Origin of the sequence: Pseudomonas sp. GL-B-12 (assembly GCF_019955895.1) — a bacterium.
Classification (GTDB): Bacteria; Pseudomonadota; Gammaproteobacteria; order Pseudomonadales; family Pseudomonadaceae; genus Aquipseudomonas.
Window position 1 is genome coordinate 48,279 of record NZ_JAHBCX010000035.1, and the last position, 15,377, is coordinate 63,655.

A 15,377-nucleotide genomic window follows, 5' to 3' on the forward strand; every position below is an offset into this window, starting at 1 on the left:
CAATAAAAATGATCTTCACCCAGGAACACGAAGCACTGCGCCGCACCGTGCGCCAATTCGTCGAGCACGAGATCAACCCGCACGTCGAGGAATGGGAAAAGGCCGGGCGCTTCCCCATCCACGACATCTTCCGCAAGGCCGGCGATCTTGGCTTGCTGGGCATTTCCAAACCGGAAAAATTCGGCGGCATGGGGCTCGACTACAGCTATTCGATCGTCGCCGCCGAAGAGTTCGGCACCATTCATTGCGGCGGCATACCGATGTCCATCGGCGTGCAGACCGACATGTGCACCCCGGCGTTGGCCCGATTCGGTTCCGATGAGCTGCGCGAAGAATTCCTGCGCCCGGCCATCAGCGGTGAGCAGGTCGGCTGCATCGGCGTCTCCGAAGTCGGCGCCGGCTCCGACGTCGCCGGGCTGAAAACCACGGCGCGCAAGGACGGCGACGATTACGTGATCAACGGCAGCAAGATGTGGATCACCAACTCGCCGAGCGCCGACTTCATCTGCCTGCTGGCCAACACCTCGGACGACAAACCGCACATCAACAAGTCGCTGATCATGGTGCCGATGAACACGCCGGGCATCAGCTTGAGCTCGCACCTGGACAAGCTCGGCATGCGCAGCTCGGAAACCGCCCAGGTATTTTTCGACAACGTGCGCGTACCGCAGCGCAACCGCATCGGCCACGAAGGTGCGGGGTTCATGATGCAGATGCTGCAGTTCCAGGAGGAACGCCTGTTCGGCGCGGCCAACATGATCAAGGGCCTGGAGTACTGCGTCGACAGCACCATCGAATACTGCAAGGAGCGCAAAACCTTCGGCAACGCGCTGATCGACAATCAGGTGATCCACTTCCGCCTCGCTGAACTGCAAACCGAAATCGAATGCCTGCGGGCGCTGGTTTATCAAGCCACCGAGCAATACGTCAAAGGCCAGGACGTCACGCGCCTGGCCTCCATGGCCAAGCTCAAGGCCGGGCGGCTGGGCCGCGAAGTCAGTGACAGTTGCCTGCAATACTGGGGCGGCATGGGCTTCATGTGGGACAACCCGGTGGCCCGGGCTTACCGCGATGTACGGCTGGTGTCGATCGGCGGCGGCGCCGACGAAATCATGCTGGGGATCATCTGCAAACTGATGGGCATTCTGCCGGGGAAAAAGAAATGAACAACCTGCCGGTTTGCCAGACTTTGCTGCTGGAACTGCACAACGGCGTGCTGCACATCACCCTCAACCGCCCGGAATGCCGCAATGCGATGAGCTTGCAAATGGTCGCCGAATTGCGCTCGGTGCTGACCGCGGTACGCGATAAACCAGGCGTTCGCGCACTGGTGATCGGCGGCGTCGGTGGGCACTTCTGTGCCGGCGGCGACCTCAAGGACATGGCCAACGCCCGCGCTCAAGGCCCAACTGCGCACCGGGATTTGAACCGGGTGTTCGGCGCGCTATTGCAAGAGGTGCAACACGCACCGCAAGTGGTGATCACGGTGCTGCAGGGGGCGGTGCTCGGCGGCGGTCTCGGCCTGGCCTGTGTCAGCGATATCGCCCTGGCCGATCACCAGGCGCAATTCGGCCTGCCGGAAACCAGCCTCGGCCTGTTGCCTGCGCAGATCGCGCCGTTCGTGGTGCAACGCATCGGCTTGACCCAGGCCCGGCGCCTGGCCCTGACGGCGGCGCGTTTTGATGGTCACCAGGCACGGCGCATGGGGCTGGTGCATTTTGTCGAGCATGATCCGCAGGCCCTGGCCGAACGTCTCGATGAGGTGTTGGCCCATGTGTTGTGTTGTGCGCCGGGGGCGAATGCGATGACCAAGAAACTCTTGCTGGCGAGTGCCGGACAGCCGTCGGATGAGTTGCTTGATCAAGCGGCTGAATGGTTCAGCGAGGCAGTGACCGGAGCCGAAGGCATCGAGGGAACGATGGCCTTCGTGCAAAAGCGCAAACCGGGGTGGGCCATTTAAAAGCTTCGTCGGAACGCCGCCCGGAGCAAGCCCGCTCCCACACTGGAATGCATTCCCCTGTGGGAGCGGGCTTGCTCGCGAAGAGGCCCGAACAGACATCGCAAAACCAAGGGAACAACCCATGCCCGGACTCAAAAAAATCCTCATCGCCAACCGCGGTGAAATCGCCTGCCGCATCCAGCGCACGGCCCAGGCGCTGGGCTATCGCACGGTCGCCGTGTTCAGCGACGCCGACGCCGATGCACTGCACGTGCAGATGGCCGACGAGGCGGTCAACATCGGTCCGGCCCCGGTGCAACAGTCTTATTTGAACATCCCGGCCATCCTCGACGCGGCTCGGCGCACGGGCGCGGATGCAATCCATCCGGGCTACGGTTTCCTTTCGGAAAACGCCGGGTTTGCCCTCGCCTGCCGCGACGCCGGCATCACCTTCATCGGCCCCAGCCCCGAGGCCATCGAACTGATGGGCAGCAAGCGCCTGTCGAAGATCGCCATGATCGAAGCCGGTGTGCCGTGCATCAACGGTTATCAAGGCGCTGGGCAGGACGACGCCACCCTGAGCCGCGAAGCCGAGCGCATCGGCTATCCGTTGATGATCAAGGCCAGCGCTGGCGGCGGTGGACGCGGCATGCGCCTGGTGCACGACGCCAGCGATTTACTGGAACAGATTCGCACCGCGCGCTCCGAAGCCCTGAACGGTTTTGGCAGCGACGAACTGATCCTCGAACAGGCACTGGTCGAACCCCGTCACGTCGAGATCCAGTTGTTCGGTGACCGGCATGGCAACCTGATTTACCTCGGCGAGCGCGATTGTTCGGTACAGCGCCGGCATCAGAAAGTCATCGAGGAAGCACCCTGCCCGGTGATGACCGTTGAGCTGCGCCAAGCCATGGGCGAGGCGGCGCTCAAGGCCGGGCGAGCGGTGAAATACGTCGGCGCGGGCACCGTGGAGTTTTTGCTGGATGCGCGCGGGCAGTTCTATTTCCTGGAGATGAACACCCGACTGCAAGTGGAGCACCCGGTGACCGAACTGATCACCGGGCTGGACCTGGTGGCCTGGCAGTTGAGCATCGCCGAGGGGCAACCATTGCCGCTGCGCCAGGAACAGGTGCAACTCAAGGGCCACGCCATGGAAGTGCGCCTGTATGCCGAAGACCCGGCCCAGGGTTTCCTGCCGCAAACCGGGCGCGTCGTGGCCTGGGAGCCGGCGTTACAGGACGGCGTACGGATCGACCACGGCCTGATCGAAGGCCAGGTCATCAGTCCTTTCTACGACCCGATGCTCGGCAAGCTCATCGCCCACGGTGCCACCCGCGAAGAAGCCCGGCGCAAACTGCTGCGGGCCGTACAAGACAGCGTGCTGCTGGGGCTGCAAAGCAATCAACGCCTGCTTGCCAGCCTGCTGGAACACCCTCAGTTCGCCAGCGGTGATTTCAGTACCGGTTTCATCGCGCAGCATTTCGCCGACCACGCCTGCCTGCATCCCGAAACCCCAGGCGCACACCACTTGGCCATCGCCGCCGCCCTGTTCTATCAGGCTGCAGCACAGGCTCACCCGGCCCCACTTTGCGGTTGGCGCAACAACGCCAGTGTGCCGCTGCACTATCGCATCGGCCTTGAAGATCAGGACTGGCCGGTAGCGTTGCAGGCGATCCCGGGCCAGCCGTTGCGCATTCAGGTCGCCGAGCGCAGCCTCGAACTGAAGATCATCCACAGCGACGGACGCTGGGCCACCCTCGAAATCGAAGGCGTTCGCCAACGCCACGCTTATCGCCTGGAGGCCGGGCGTCTCTGGCTGTTTACCCGGCCGGGCAGTCTGCAGTTCGTGGATCGCACCCAGGTGCAAGTTACCGGCCAGGCCAGTGTCAGCTCTGGCACCCTCAAGGCGCCGATGGACGGCGCGATTGTCGACGTCCTGGTCAACGAAGGCAGCCAGGTGACCAAGGGCCAACTGCTGGTGGTACTGGAGGCGATGAAAATGGAGCACCCATTGAAGTCGGGCATCGACGGTGTTCTGAAACGCTTGCAAGTCAAAATCGGGGATCAGGTGAAAAACCGGCAGATTCTGTTGGAGGTCGAATAAGCCGCTAGGCGGAACCGCCGGGTTTGGCTACGCTCAAAGCCTATCAGGACGCGGATACCAGGAAACCTGCAATGCCTCACTGGCTGGTTATTGATCTGGAGGCCACCACCGATGAGGGGGGTTGGCCCGTAACGGATATGGAAATCATTGAAATCGGCGCCACCCTGGTGGATCGCAAGGGACGCGAACTGGACCAGTTCCAGCGCTTCGTCCGGCCTTTGCGGCGGCCGTTGCTGACGCCGTTTTGCCGCGAGCTGACGCACATCACCCAAGCCAACATCGATGCCGCGCAACCGCTGGGCGAAGTCTGGCCGGCGTTTGAACGCTGGCTCGGCCAACACCACACACGACTTGAAGGCTGGGCCAGCTGGGGCGATTACGATCGCAAACAACTGCTCCAGGATTGGCAGCAGTTGGGACTCGCCAGCATGCTGGCCAACGTGCCGCACATGAACCTCAAACAGCGCTTTGCCAAGGCCCGACGCCTGGAACGCCCGCTGGGGCTCAACGGTGCCCTGCAACTGGCCGGCCTGCAGTTCACCGGCCAGCAACACCGGGCGCTGGAAGATGCGCGCAATACCGCACGCCTGCTGCCGCTGGTTCTTCCGCTTTAGACAGGTGACGACACTCAGGGCCTTGTGCATACTGGCCGGCCCTTTTTAGCCCTTTTCGAGGAATCGCCCATGTTTAAAGTCAACGAGTACTTCGACGGCACCGTCAAGTCGATCGCCTTTGGCACCGCAGAAGGTCCAGCGACCATCGGCGTCATGGCTCCGGGCGAGTACGAATTCGGCACCAGCCAGCGTGAAATCATGCACGTGGTCAGCGGCGCATTGACCGTCAAACTGCCCGACAGCAGCGACTGGGAAACCTTCGCCGCCGGCAGCCAGTTCAACGTGCCGGCCAACAGCAAGTTCCAACTGAAAGTTGCCGTCGACACCGCTTACCTGTGCGAATACCGCGGCTAAGCCTGCGGGGCCTCAACCAAAAAAGTCGCCGCAATAAAAAATGCCCGTGTTTTTCGACACGGGCATTTTTTATTCTGCGCAAAATTACTCGAGGATCTCCACCGGCATGCCGACTTCGAGTCGACCGTTGCCGTCGTTGACCAGGTTCTGGCCGAACATTGCGCCGTCCGCCTGGGAACGGTATTTCTGCAAAGTGGCCAAGGGTTCGCGGTCGTCGCTGCGCTCCCCGGTTTGCGGGTCGATGGTGGTCAGGATGCAGCGCGAACAGGACTTGACCACGCGGAACTCGACCTCGCCGATGCGGATACGCTTCCAGCCGTCCTCGGCGAACGCTGCACTGCCTTCGATCACCAGATTCGGCCGGAAACGCAGCATCTCCAACGGACGCCCGACCCGTTGCGACAAGTCCTCGAGAGAGGCCTGGCCAATCAGCAACAGCGGATAGCCATCGGCGAACGCCACCTGATCGTCATCCTTGCCGTAGCCGGCCTCCGTCATCCGTGCCCGATCCAGCGGCACTTGCACCAGGCGTGTCGGTTTTCCGATGAACTGGCTGACCCAGGCCCCTGCTTCATCGCCTGTATCGGGGACTCGCAAGGTATCGCGCCAGATCGTCACGCCTCGCAGTTGTGCATCGTTACCAGGCAAAGCTATGTCGAGCGGCGAATGGCCGGGCGCGCTGAGGGTCAAGCCGCCTTCGGCATTCCACAAAGCCGACAACTGGCTCATCTGCGCCACCGCACGCTGGGTCAGGAAGCGCCCGCTGGCCTCGTCCACCAGCATCCAGCGGCGATCGCCGTCCAGCCCGAGTTTATCGAGACCGATCGCTTGCAGCCTCTCGCCTTGGGCGGATTTCAACGGATAACGATACAGCGCGCTCAGACGCAACATGGCCAGCTCCCTGGTAGGTAAAAACGCCACCCTATACGAGCTTGATGATCGAATCAAAGAGCAAAATGTGTGGTTGCGCAGGCCCTTCTTACGCCGGTACTTCGTCAAGCATCAGGCGCTGGCGCACCACGTCGACGAGTTTGTCCGGCTGGAATTTGGAGAGGAAATTGTCGCAGCCGACCTTCTTGACCATCGAGTCATTGAAGCTGCCGGACAGCGAGGTGTGCAGCACCACGTACAAGCCACGCAGGCGCGGGTCGTTGCGGATTTCGGTGGTCAGGCGATAGCCATCCATTTCCGGCATTTCCGCATCGGTGAAGACCATCAGCAGTTTGTCGGTCATGTGTACGCCGGTATCGGCCCAGGCCTTGAGCATGTTCAAGGCCTTCAACCCGTCGCTGGCGATGTGCATCTTCACGCCCAGCTGTCCCAGGGTATCGCGCAATTGCGCCAGGGCCACATTCGAGTCATCCACCAGCAGCACCTCACGGCCACGGGCACGTTCCAGCACCGGATCTTCGAGCTTATCGCGGGAGACTTTGGCGTTGTACGGGACGATTTCGGCCAGGACCTTTTCGACGTCGATGATTTCCACCAGTTGATCATCGACCTTGCTGATGGCCGTCAGGTAGTGCTCGCGACCGGCGCTGCCCGGAGGCGGCAGGATGGCTTCCCAGTTCATGTTGACGATCCGGTCCACACCACCGACCAGGAAGGCCTGAACCGAACGGTTGTATTCGGTGACGATAATCGTGCTGCCAGGCCCCGGCACCAACGGGCGCATGCCAATGGCCTGGGACAGGTCGATCACCGGCAGGGTCTGGCCACGCAGGTTGACCACGCCGCACACAAAAGGATGGCGCTGCGGCATCAGCGTCAACTTTGGCAGTTGCAGGACTTCCTGTACTTTAAAGACGTTGATCGCGAACAATTGCCGTCCAGCGAGCCGGAACATGAGGATTTCCAGGCGATTCTCACCCACCAGTTGCGTGCGTTGGTCTACCGTGTCGAGAATGCCGGCCATCAATGACTCCTGGTCTTGTTCGGATGAATTCACTTAAGAAAGGTTATCGGCTGTTTTTGCCGAAGCTTGACCCTCTCTAAAATGCCACGCCGGGTATTGATGTCATATTGACATCATGCTTTACTGGCGCTGTGATTACATCTGCTGCACTTCTGCGCCACGCGACCCTTGTTCGTGCGAAAGGTTCCCCTGTGTAAGGGATTCCCCTATCAACAATCAGGTGCAACCTGATGTTCGCAATATCCAATAGCCATTAATGTGACGCCATTCTCATTGCATGAACGGAGTCAGGCTTTTGTGTGCGATCGCAAGTCAGTGGCCAACCACCCTCTCGTGTTCCCCAGCCTGCCTCCGGGCCAGCCGCAGCTCGTTCACCCGACGACTCGGCAATGCCGGGGTCCCGACCGCCCTTGTCGACACACACCATATCCCCCTCATTTGAAATGACGTTGTGGAGATAAGTATGCCGAACGACCGTAAAGAGTGGGCCCAGCGGCTCCCCGAGTTTCTCGTCGAAGCTGAAACACTCCTGGCTAAAACCGAGGAATGCCTGAGTCATCTGCAGTTGATCAGCAATGACAAGGACGCCATCGACTGCATGCTCAGCATACTGCTCAAGCTGGCCAACAAGGCCGATGCCCTGGCGTTGGCGGCCGTGTCAGAATTTTCTCTGCATATTCATGGCCTGCTGAACCACGCCCAGAACACCATGAGCCTGCACGACGAGGCGCTGAGTGCCCTGAAAGACTGCCTGACCCTGATTGCCTGGCAACTCGAACTCATCGACCAGACCACCGGACAGCTCAGTCTCGACGACAGCGAGCAGGTCACCCTGATCGAAGCCTTTGCCTTTCAGGTCGGGCAAAGCCGATTTCGACCACCGGTCAATTCCAGGCCGTTCACCCTCGTATCCTATTCGGAACGACAGGCCTGAACTTGCCAAACCATGCCGTATGGCGTGTTCTGGTTATCAATACCGCGCTGTAACTTGAGTGCGCACATGTCGCAGATGAATATTTCATAGCTATAAGCGACATCTATTAACAACCACTATTGCCCTTCGACAATTGCGCGCTGGTCTTGACCAGGGCATTGCCTGGTATCAACAACAAAACCCAGGGGCAATCGGCATTTTGCGACGGCAACAACCAACTTGTTTCATTATGGAACCGTCGTCCAGACGACTGGACTCCTGACTTTTCGGACATACATACGGACGCGACCAACGGTATCTTAAGTGCTACTATGCCGCCTGTTAGTTGACGCCAATTAATGGCAGTGTGAATGCAGCCGGATACAGCTCGCTCCGGTTCGGAGCTGAACTCTCCAGCAAAAAGTACATCCCGTTGAAGTCGGCGCTCCACATTAGAAAACAGGGGCCTGTCAGCCAGCATGACCGGTCAGCCCGCAGCGAACATCCATTGGCTCCATCCGCTATGCACGCCAGCCTCAAGTCAATCGCCATGTGGCCACCTTCCCGAGCATATGCACGCACATTCACGCTGTTGCTATGCGCCTGCTCGACCCTCGGCAGTCTACTGGTCTATGGCTTGTCCATCCCGTTGCCCCTGTCGTTGCTGGTGCTCAGCGTTGCAGCGCTGGCCAGTGTTGCCGTGCAGTACTGCCTCTCGCGCAAATCCATCAAATTCCAGCCTCAGGAACTGGCCGACCGGCTGTTGCAGGTTCAGGAAAACGAGCGTCACCGGCTGAGCCGGGAACTGCATGACGACATCGGTCAATTGCTGACCGCCGCCAAACTGCAAAGTGACTGGCTCAAACGCCGGATGCCCGAAGAACTCCAGGAGCAATGCTCGGTCCTCTGCGACACGCTGGAAGAAACCCTGGCCAAAGTTCGTGACGTATCCGCCATTCTCAATCCCCGGCAGTTGACCAGCCTCGGGCTGGAAGCCAGTCTGCGGGCACACCTGCTCAAGACCCTGGCCAACACCCCGGTGCACTGGAGCCTGGAATGCCAGCAGCGCCTGACCGGCATACCGGAGGAAATGGCCGTGGCGGCTTTCCGCATCACCCAGGAAGCGGTCACCAACATCCTGCGACATGCCCAGGCCAAAAATCTGCTGGTGTGCCTGCAGCGCCGGCCCCAAGGCCTGAAGTTGCAGATCAGCGATGACGGTCAGGGCTTTGCGCCCACAACAGACCCAGGTCGTGAAGGGCAACGCGGTATGGCCGGGATGTCGGAACGGGTCGATCAACTGGGCGGCACATTGAGCGTTACCAGCGAGCCGGGCAAAGGCACTCAAATCGAAGCTCTTTTTCCCTGGGCGCCCCGTGCGCTCGAACGGGCCAGTTCGAATAAGGTTATGCATTGACTTGTAATTTACTACTGGTGGATGACCACTCGCTGATCAGGGCTGGCGTGCGCGCCCTGGTAATGGATCTGCCCGGCTATGCCGTCATCGGTGAGGCCAGTGACGGCTCGCAGTTGCTGGAAATGGTTGGGCACCTGTCCCCGGATATTGTCCTGCTGGATATTTCGATGCGCCAGACCGGCGGCCTCGAAGCCTTGCAGCAGCTCAAGCGAGTGCGCCCGCAGAGCAAGGTCCTGATCCTCTCGATGCACACCGACCCGGCCCTGATCATGCAGGCGCTGGAGTCCGGAGCCCATGGCTACCTGCTCAAGGACACCACGGCCACCGAACTCGAACACGCACTGGAGGCCTTGCGCAACAATGAGCGCTATCTGAGCCCGGCCATTGCCCACACGGTGATCAATCAGGCGCTGACCCGAAACCAGAAGCACCAACCCGAACCTGCCGACTCGCACAACCTGACGGCACGTCAGCTGGAAATCCTGCGATTGATCGTTCGCGGAAAATCCACTCGAGAGATCGCCAACGGCCTGGGGCTGAGCGTCAAGACCGTCGAAACCCACCGTTCGCAGATCATGAAGCGCTTGCAGATCTACGATGTGGCCGGCCTGGTGCTGTTTGCCGTGCGTGAAAAAATCATCAGCCTTGATGACTAGGCACTTCTCCAACACGTAACAGCGGCGAATCGTCAGGCAGATGCACGAGTAACGCCGCTGGCCGCACCGAGAACCGCAGGTTGTCCCCTTCCAGGGCAGGCGCGCACGAATAAACATGCTGTCGACGCCAGAAGCCCCCCGTTAAAAGTCGCAAGAAAACGAATTACTTCCAGTCGGACAGTCTTGATCCCCACCCACACGGCAGGATTTTTCTTACAAAACGTGAGGAATCGGCTCAATTGACCACAAATCCGAATTGGTAGACCTTGGGCTGCAGCACATCACAAGGACGTGCCATGCAATGCCAAAACCTCGCATCACCGGCCATTTCGGTCTTGCCGCTCATAGATAATAAAAATGCAGGCCATTGAGCTGAATGCAGCAACAGCACAAAAACCACGGGAGAAGTCGATATGGAACCTCGCGTCACCGAGCTGGAAACACACCTCAAGCACATACGCAGAGACATGGACGAAGTCCGGGGTGACGTCAAATCCATCAAACACAGGCTTGCCTATTCCGCCGGTGGAACAGTGGTGATCCTCGGCCTCCTTGGCTGGATTGCCAATAGCCGTTTCGAGCAGGTTATTTCATTGCTTCTGGCGCATTGAGTTGCCATTAACACAAGACCCGGTTCAATCAACCGGGTCTTGTGTGACTAAGCCGTTGTAGCTATCAGCTCAGGACTTCGCTCAACGGAATGAAGTAAACGATTTCGCCCTGAACCAGCGTGCGACCTTCCAGGACTTCTACCAGTCCATCAGCCCATGCAGCGCTGCGCAGCACACCGGAACTCTGGTTTTTGTAGATCGTCGCCCTGCCGTTTTCCAGCCGTGCGCGCAAATACTCACGCCGATTGCCGGGTTGGAGCCAGTCAAACCCTGCCGGCACCTGCACCTTCAGCGGCTCAACGTCTTGCACACCCTGACGGCGCAAAAGATAGGGCCTGGTCAACAACGCAAAGGTCACGAGGGTCGATGCCGGATTGCCCGGTAAGCCAATCACAGGTACACCGCGAAAATGCCCGAACGTCAGCGGTTTACCGGGCTTGATGGCGAGTTTCCACAGCGTCAATTCGCCCTCTTCGCGCAAGGCGATGCCCAGAAAATCGGCTTCCCCTACCGATACGCCACCGGTCGAGAGGATCAGATCGACATCCTTCAACTCACCCAATCGGGAGCGAGTGGTTTCCAGATTGTCCGGCAGAATTCCCGCGTCGACGACCTCACAACCCAAACGCTGCAACCAGCTACACAACAACACCCGGTTGCTGTTGTAGATCTGTCCCGGGCCCAGTGACTGCCCCGGCTCAATCAATTCGTCGCCGGTAGACAGCACCGCCACACGCACCTTGCGAACCACCTCGAGCTCAGCGCATCCCAAGGAGGCAGCCAATCCTTGCTCGATCGGCCCCAGCCGTGTACCTGCCGGCAGAATCAACTCGCCGACGGTGGTTTCCTGGCCTTGTGGACGGATGTTCTGGCCTGGGGTCAAGGCTTGAGTGAAACGGACTCGCTCATCGGCCTGAACCTCGGCGTTTTCCTGCATCTCGACGCAATCGGCACCAGCGGGAACAGGCGCCCCGGTGAAAATGCGTGCACAGGTTCCTGGCTGCAACGGATCGGGAGCCTGGCCGGCAAACACCTTCTGACTGACCACCAACGGCTCTCCCGTCCAGTCAGCCATGCGCAAGGCATAACCGTCCATGGCACTGTTGGGCCAGGGCGGCAGATCAAGCGTCGACACCAGATCTTCAGCCAATACACGGCCCTGTACCTGCGCCAACGGCAAGCGTTCACGCTCGACAATCCTTGAGGCCTCGGCCATTTCCAGCAGGCGCGCCAACGCCTGCTCGACAGGCATCAGACTGCCTGACTTGCCAGGCTTACCCACGGGATTCACAAGGCGCAGCCTGTTTCAAGTGAGGCACGAAATTGCACGGGCGATGCCGCGAATCCAGCTGCTCGGCCAGTATGCCGTCCCAACCGGTGCGCACGGCATTGGTCGAGCCTGGCAAGCAGCAAACCAGCGTGCCGTTGGCCAGACCGGCCAACGCCCGGGACTGAACGGTCGAGGTGCCGATATCGGCAACCGAGATCTGGCGGAACAGTTCACCAAATCCATCAACCTGTTTGTCCAGCAGGCAGCCGACGGCTTCCGGCGTGCTGTCACGCCCGGTAAAACCGGTGCCGCCGGTGATCAGCACCACCTGCACGACATCGTCGGCAATCCAGTTGGCGACTTGCGCGCGAATTTTGTAGAGGTCATCTTTGAGCAACACCCGGGCTGCCAGGTAATGACCGGCGGCGGTCAAGCCGTCGACAAAGACCTGACCTGAGGTGTCGGTTTCCAGTGTGCGGGTATCGCTGACAGTCAGCACTGCAATATTCAGCGGTGCGAAAGGTACATCAGCCTTGGCTTTCATAGGCTCGTCCAGTTGTAGGAGAAACAGCCCGGTGTTATATCACAGCGCTCCGTTTTTTCGCCGCCCCCATGGAGGCCTGCCATGACCACGAATTCACAATTGCCACCCTGCTCCATTCTGCTCCTGGCGGGCGGTCGCGGCCAACGTATGGGTGGTCGAGACAAAGGGTTGCTGGACTGGCACGGCGAACCCCTGATTGCGCATCTGCATCGCAAGACCCGCCCGCTGAGCGATGACCTGATCATCTCCTGCAATCGCAACCTTGAGAAGTACGCACCCTACGCCGACCAGTTGGTCCACGATGATGAAGGTGACTTCCCCGGGCCGCTGGCCGGTATTCGCGCAGGCCTGAAAGCTGCTCGCCATAGCCATCTGCTGGTCTTGCCATGTGACGTTCCGGGCATTGATGCGGCGCTGATCGACAATATGCGCGAGGCCGCCAACCTGCATCCGGACAAGCCGCTGATGGTGCGGCATGATGACCACTGGGAACCGTTGTTGTGCGTGATTCCTGTGCTACACAGGGCAGCAATTGAAAATGCCTGGAACGAAGGTGAGCGCAGCCCTGGCCGGTTGATGCGCAAGCTCGGTGCGACCGCGCTGCAATGCCCCGACAAGGATCCTCGGCTGGCCAACCTCAACACGCCGGAACTGTTAGGCGGTCATGACACTGTGTCAGACTGAGATTAATCAGGAACTTGCACGGACGGTTCACGTCTCAAACTCAGTAACCAAAGATTTCTTATTCGGAGACACACACATGACTCAACGGACCCTCGCCACTTTCATGCTCGCACTCGGCCTCGCCACTCTCGCCGGTTGTGCATCGCCTACGGTGATCACCTTGAATGACGGTCGCGAAATCCAGGCCGTCGACACGCCACAGTTCGACAAGGATTCCGGTTTCTACGAATTCGAACAGCTCGACGGCAAACAGACCCGCATCAACAAAGACCAGGTTCGTACAGTTAAAGAGCTGTAATCCTGGCGCCGCCGGATACAGAAAAGCCCGCTTGATGCGGGCTTTTTCATGCCTGAAGAAAAGCACTTCAGGGTCGCTTCTTGATCACCATTTCAGGGTGATTTCACTCTCGAACTCTCGCGCCTGGCCTGTGACCGGATCGATAAATTTCAGACCCTGAGCCAGCAGTTTCAAAGGATTGGCGTAGTCATCCTGTGCATCCTTGAGCACCTCGGGGTAAAACGGGTCGTTGCAGATAGCGGCACCCAACGCTGCCATATGTACCCGCAGCTGATGTTTCTTGCCCGTCACCGGGTAAAGGCCATAACGCCAGAGATCCCCCCGTTTCTCCCTGACTTCGACCGCAGTCTCCGTGTTGCTGGCTCCCGAGCCCTCCTGCATGCGAAAGAACGGTTCGCCATCGACCAGTCGGCTTTTATGCACCAACGGGAAAGCCAGGTCAGGCAACGGCGCCGCGATGGCCTCGTAGCGCTTTTCGATCTGCCGGGTTGGAAACAACGACTGATAAGCCGAACGACTCTGCGGATTGGCGGAAAACAGCACCAACCCTGCGGTATGCCGGTCGATACGATGCAATGGCACCAGGTGCGGATTGTCCAGGCGACGGATCAAGCGCCTGAGCAGCGTCTGTTCGACGTATTCGCCAGCCGGCGTCACGGGCAGGAAATGCGGTTTGTCGGCCACCACCAGATGCTCGTCCGCGTACAGGATCGACTCGATCACCGGGATCGGCTTTTCATCCGGCACTTCGCGAAAATAATGAATCCGCAAACCTTCCCTGTAGGCCAGATCGAGGGCAATCGGCATGCCCTGCCCATCGAGGACCCGGCCACGGGCTATTCTGTCCAGCCATTGTTCACGACTGATGGCGCTGAAATGCTCACACAGGCAATCGACAACGGTCTGCCACGGGCCAGGTGGCAAGTAGAGCGTACTGGCCTGACTGTGTGCCGCGGAAAAAGATGAAGTGGACATACGAAAGCTCTAACCCTCAGTGCAGGGCGGCATTATCCAACAGCAGGGGGGAAGGAACCTAGAGAAGATTCCTCAAGCCGGGATCTGTGTGCGCGCCGCCGCTTCGGTGTACTCCTTGAGCCAGCGCAGTACATCGACCGCCTCCCAGCGAGCGGGGTCGTAGAGGGCGTACAACAATCCCTGATAACCCACGACATCGAGTTGCCGGTGATAACCCGCGCGTTGAAACAAGGCTTCGATTTCTGCGAAACAGGTATTGAAATGCGTTTTGTTGAAGGGCGTTTTCCCCTCGGTCACCAGACCATCCAGACGCAACTCAAGGACAGCCTCGCGCACGACGTCTGCAGACATCCGGTTCACGCTGTTCTTCAACTGTTCGACATTGACCACGATTCATCCCTCTGACGCCCGGGCTTGCCTGCTCACTCCCGAAAATCAGGAACGGCAAGGCAGGCACCGCGAATAACTGTATACGCATACAGTATCCGATCAACACCGAATAAGCCAAGGGGATCAATCGCAAAGTTCGACAGGCGGGACATACCGCCAGCGCAAGAGCCACTCAACGCAGGAACGCCACCACCTGATCGGTACTGAACGGCCAGCCCAGTTCAGCACCGGTATCGACTCGTCGCAACACCGGAATACGCAGGCTGTAGGCTGCGTACCATGTTTCATCCTCAGTGATGTCCACCAGTTCCACCAGCAGGCCGCGCTCGACGAACTCCATCAACATGGCTTCGGCTACTTCACAGAGATGGCATCCAGGGGTGCCGAACAGCTGACATTCGGGAAGCATGAGCGCTCAACCAGAAAATTAAGTGACCATTCTAGGCCTGCCCCAAAAAACCGTCGAGCCATTGAGTCCCCTGCCCTGATGCCACCGACGATAAAGAGACCCTTGTCAGTCCTGACTCACGGCACCGATCTTGTGGATCGACAGGTCCGCGCCGTAATACTCCTCTTCCTGACTCAGGCGCAATCCATGCAGCGCCTTGATCACGCCATACACCGCAAATCCGCCGGTCAGTGCCACAGTGATGCCCAGCGCAGTGCCGATCAACTGGCTGATCAGACTGACCC

At 59.4% G+C, this 15,377-nt stretch carries 17 protein-coding genes and 3 pseudogenes; 11 read left to right on the forward strand and 9 right to left on the reverse strand.

The window, feature by feature from the left end; translation table 11 throughout:
- The first annotated feature begins 8 nt into the window (after positions 1 to 8).
- From atuD to KGA85_RS20005, 5 genes are all read left to right on the forward strand, one after another.
- Positions 9 to 1,166 (forward strand): citronellyl-CoA dehydrogenase, encoded by a 1,158-nt coding sequence (atuD, locus tag KGA85_RS19985; RefSeq protein ID WP_015094073.1) that lies wholly within the window; start codon positions 9 to 11, stop codon positions 1,164 to 1,166.
- A complete protein-coding gene (locus tag KGA85_RS19990) occupies positions 1,163 to 1,960 on the forward strand; it encodes an enoyl-CoA hydratase/isomerase family protein (protein WP_223533339.1) in 798 nt (265 codons plus the stop codon). Before atuD ends, KGA85_RS19990 begins: the two co-directional genes overlap by 4 nt.
- A gap of 121 nt (positions 1,961 to 2,081) precedes the next feature.
- Entirely contained in the window at positions 2,082 to 4,043 is a 1,962-nt protein-coding gene (locus KGA85_RS19995) for an acetyl/propionyl/methylcrotonyl-CoA carboxylase subunit alpha (protein ID WP_223533340.1), read from the forward strand.
- A gap of 71 nt (positions 4,044 to 4,114) precedes the next feature.
- Complete coding sequence (locus KGA85_RS20000) at positions 4,115 to 4,657, forward strand: exonuclease domain-containing protein (RefSeq protein WP_223456895.1); 543 nt, start codon at positions 4,115 to 4,117, stop codon at positions 4,655 to 4,657.
- Positions 4,658 to 4,726: 69 nt separating this feature from the next.
- Complete coding sequence (locus KGA85_RS20005; protein WP_007940055.1) at positions 4,727 to 5,011, forward strand: pyrimidine/purine nucleoside phosphorylase; 285 nt, start codon at positions 4,727 to 4,729, stop codon at positions 5,009 to 5,011.
- Positions 5,012 to 5,095: 84 nt separating this feature from the next.
- Here the strand turns inward: KGA85_RS20005 and KGA85_RS20010 are convergent, their stop codons facing one another.
- Both KGA85_RS20010 and KGA85_RS20015 read right to left on the reverse strand, forming a co-directional pair.
- Positions 5,096 to 5,902, reverse strand: coding sequence for an MOSC domain-containing protein (locus KGA85_RS20010; RefSeq protein ID WP_223536619.1), 807 nt, complete (start codon positions 5,900 to 5,902; stop codon positions 5,096 to 5,098).
- 88 nt (positions 5,903 to 5,990) lie between these two features.
- Positions 5,991 to 6,926: a chemotaxis protein CheV gene (locus tag KGA85_RS20015; RefSeq protein WP_223456904.1), complete on the reverse strand. Its 936-nt coding sequence runs from the start codon at positions 6,924 to 6,926 to the stop codon at positions 5,991 to 5,993.
- A gap of 463 nt (positions 6,927 to 7,389) precedes the next feature.
- Here KGA85_RS20015 and KGA85_RS20020 point away from each other — a divergent pair, with 463 nt between their 5' ends.
- From KGA85_RS20020 to KGA85_RS20030, 3 genes are all read left to right on the forward strand, one after another.
- Positions 7,390 to 7,860, forward strand: coding sequence for a hypothetical protein (locus KGA85_RS20020; RefSeq protein ID WP_150726326.1), 471 nt, complete (start codon positions 7,390 to 7,392; stop codon positions 7,858 to 7,860).
- Positions 7,861 to 8,362: 502 nt separating this feature from the next.
- Positions 8,363 to 9,256, forward strand: a complete 894-nt coding sequence (locus tag KGA85_RS20025) for a sensor histidine kinase (RefSeq protein ID WP_223456919.1) — start codon at positions 8,363 to 8,365, stop codon at positions 9,254 to 9,256.
- Positions 9,253 to 9,912, forward strand: coding sequence for a response regulator transcription factor (locus tag KGA85_RS20030; RefSeq protein ID WP_223536615.1), 660 nt, complete (start codon positions 9,253 to 9,255; stop codon positions 9,910 to 9,912). The genes KGA85_RS20025 and KGA85_RS20030 overlap by 4 nt, the downstream gene beginning before the upstream one ends.
- On the opposite strand, the pseudogene KGA85_RS20035 reads toward KGA85_RS20030, so the two are convergent.
- A pseudogene (locus KGA85_RS20035) lies at positions 9,896 to 10,041 on the reverse strand (lipid kinase YegS); the annotation flags it as partial. The gene KGA85_RS20030 and the pseudogene KGA85_RS20035 sit on opposite strands and share 17 nt — an antisense overlap.
- A 167-nt stretch (positions 10,042 to 10,208) precedes the next feature.
- On the opposite strand from KGA85_RS20035, the pseudogene KGA85_RS31280 reads away from it, so the two are divergent.
- Positions 10,209 to 10,523 (forward strand): annotated as a pseudogene (locus tag KGA85_RS31280) (hypothetical protein).
- 64 nt (positions 10,524 to 10,587) lie between these two features.
- Here KGA85_RS31280 and glp read toward each other — a convergent pair.
- Positions 10,588 to 11,814, reverse strand: a complete 1,227-nt coding sequence (gene glp / locus KGA85_RS20045; RefSeq protein WP_223536595.1) for a gephyrin-like molybdotransferase Glp — start codon at positions 11,812 to 11,814, stop codon at positions 10,588 to 10,590.
- Positions 11,798 to 12,337, reverse strand: coding sequence for a molybdenum cofactor biosynthesis protein B (moaB, locus tag KGA85_RS20050; protein WP_223456911.1), 540 nt, complete (start codon positions 12,335 to 12,337; stop codon positions 11,798 to 11,800). The genes glp and moaB overlap by 17 nt, the downstream gene beginning before the upstream one ends.
- Positions 12,338 to 12,418: 81 nt before the next feature.
- Here moaB and mobA point away from each other — a divergent pair, with 81 nt between their 5' ends.
- Together mobA and KGA85_RS20060 are read left to right on the forward strand one after the other, a co-directional pair.
- The gene (gene mobA / locus KGA85_RS20055) at positions 12,419 to 13,021 is read left to right on the forward strand and encodes a molybdenum cofactor guanylyltransferase MobA (RefSeq protein WP_223456913.1); all 603 of its coding nucleotides are present in this window, start codon (positions 12,419 to 12,421) and stop codon (positions 13,019 to 13,021) included.
- A gap of 76 nt (positions 13,022 to 13,097) precedes the next feature.
- Entirely contained in the window at positions 13,098 to 13,319 is a 222-nt protein-coding gene (locus KGA85_RS20060) for a YgdI/YgdR family lipoprotein (protein ID WP_007994800.1), read from the forward strand.
- A gap of 84 nt (positions 13,320 to 13,403) precedes the next feature.
- Here the strand turns inward: KGA85_RS20060 and KGA85_RS20065 are convergent, their stop codons facing one another.
- The 4 genes and pseudogenes from KGA85_RS20065 to KGA85_RS20080 form a co-directional block, all read right to left on the reverse strand.
- The gene (locus KGA85_RS20065) at positions 13,404 to 14,294 is read right to left on the reverse strand and encodes a pseudouridine synthase (RefSeq protein ID WP_223456915.1); all 891 of its coding nucleotides are present in this window, start codon (positions 14,292 to 14,294) and stop codon (positions 13,404 to 13,406) included.
- 72 nt (positions 14,295 to 14,366) lie between these two features.
- Positions 14,367 to 14,684, reverse strand: coding sequence for a hypothetical protein (locus tag KGA85_RS20070; protein ID WP_008020364.1), 318 nt, complete (start codon positions 14,682 to 14,684; stop codon positions 14,367 to 14,369).
- A gap of 172 nt (positions 14,685 to 14,856) precedes the next feature.
- Positions 14,857 to 15,093 (reverse strand): glutaredoxin family protein, encoded by a 237-nt coding sequence (locus KGA85_RS20075; protein ID WP_223456917.1) that lies wholly within the window; start codon positions 15,091 to 15,093, stop codon positions 14,857 to 14,859.
- Between the two features lie 105 nt (positions 15,094 to 15,198).
- A pseudogene (locus KGA85_RS20080) lies at positions 15,199 to 15,377 on the reverse strand (ammonium transporter); the annotation flags it as partial.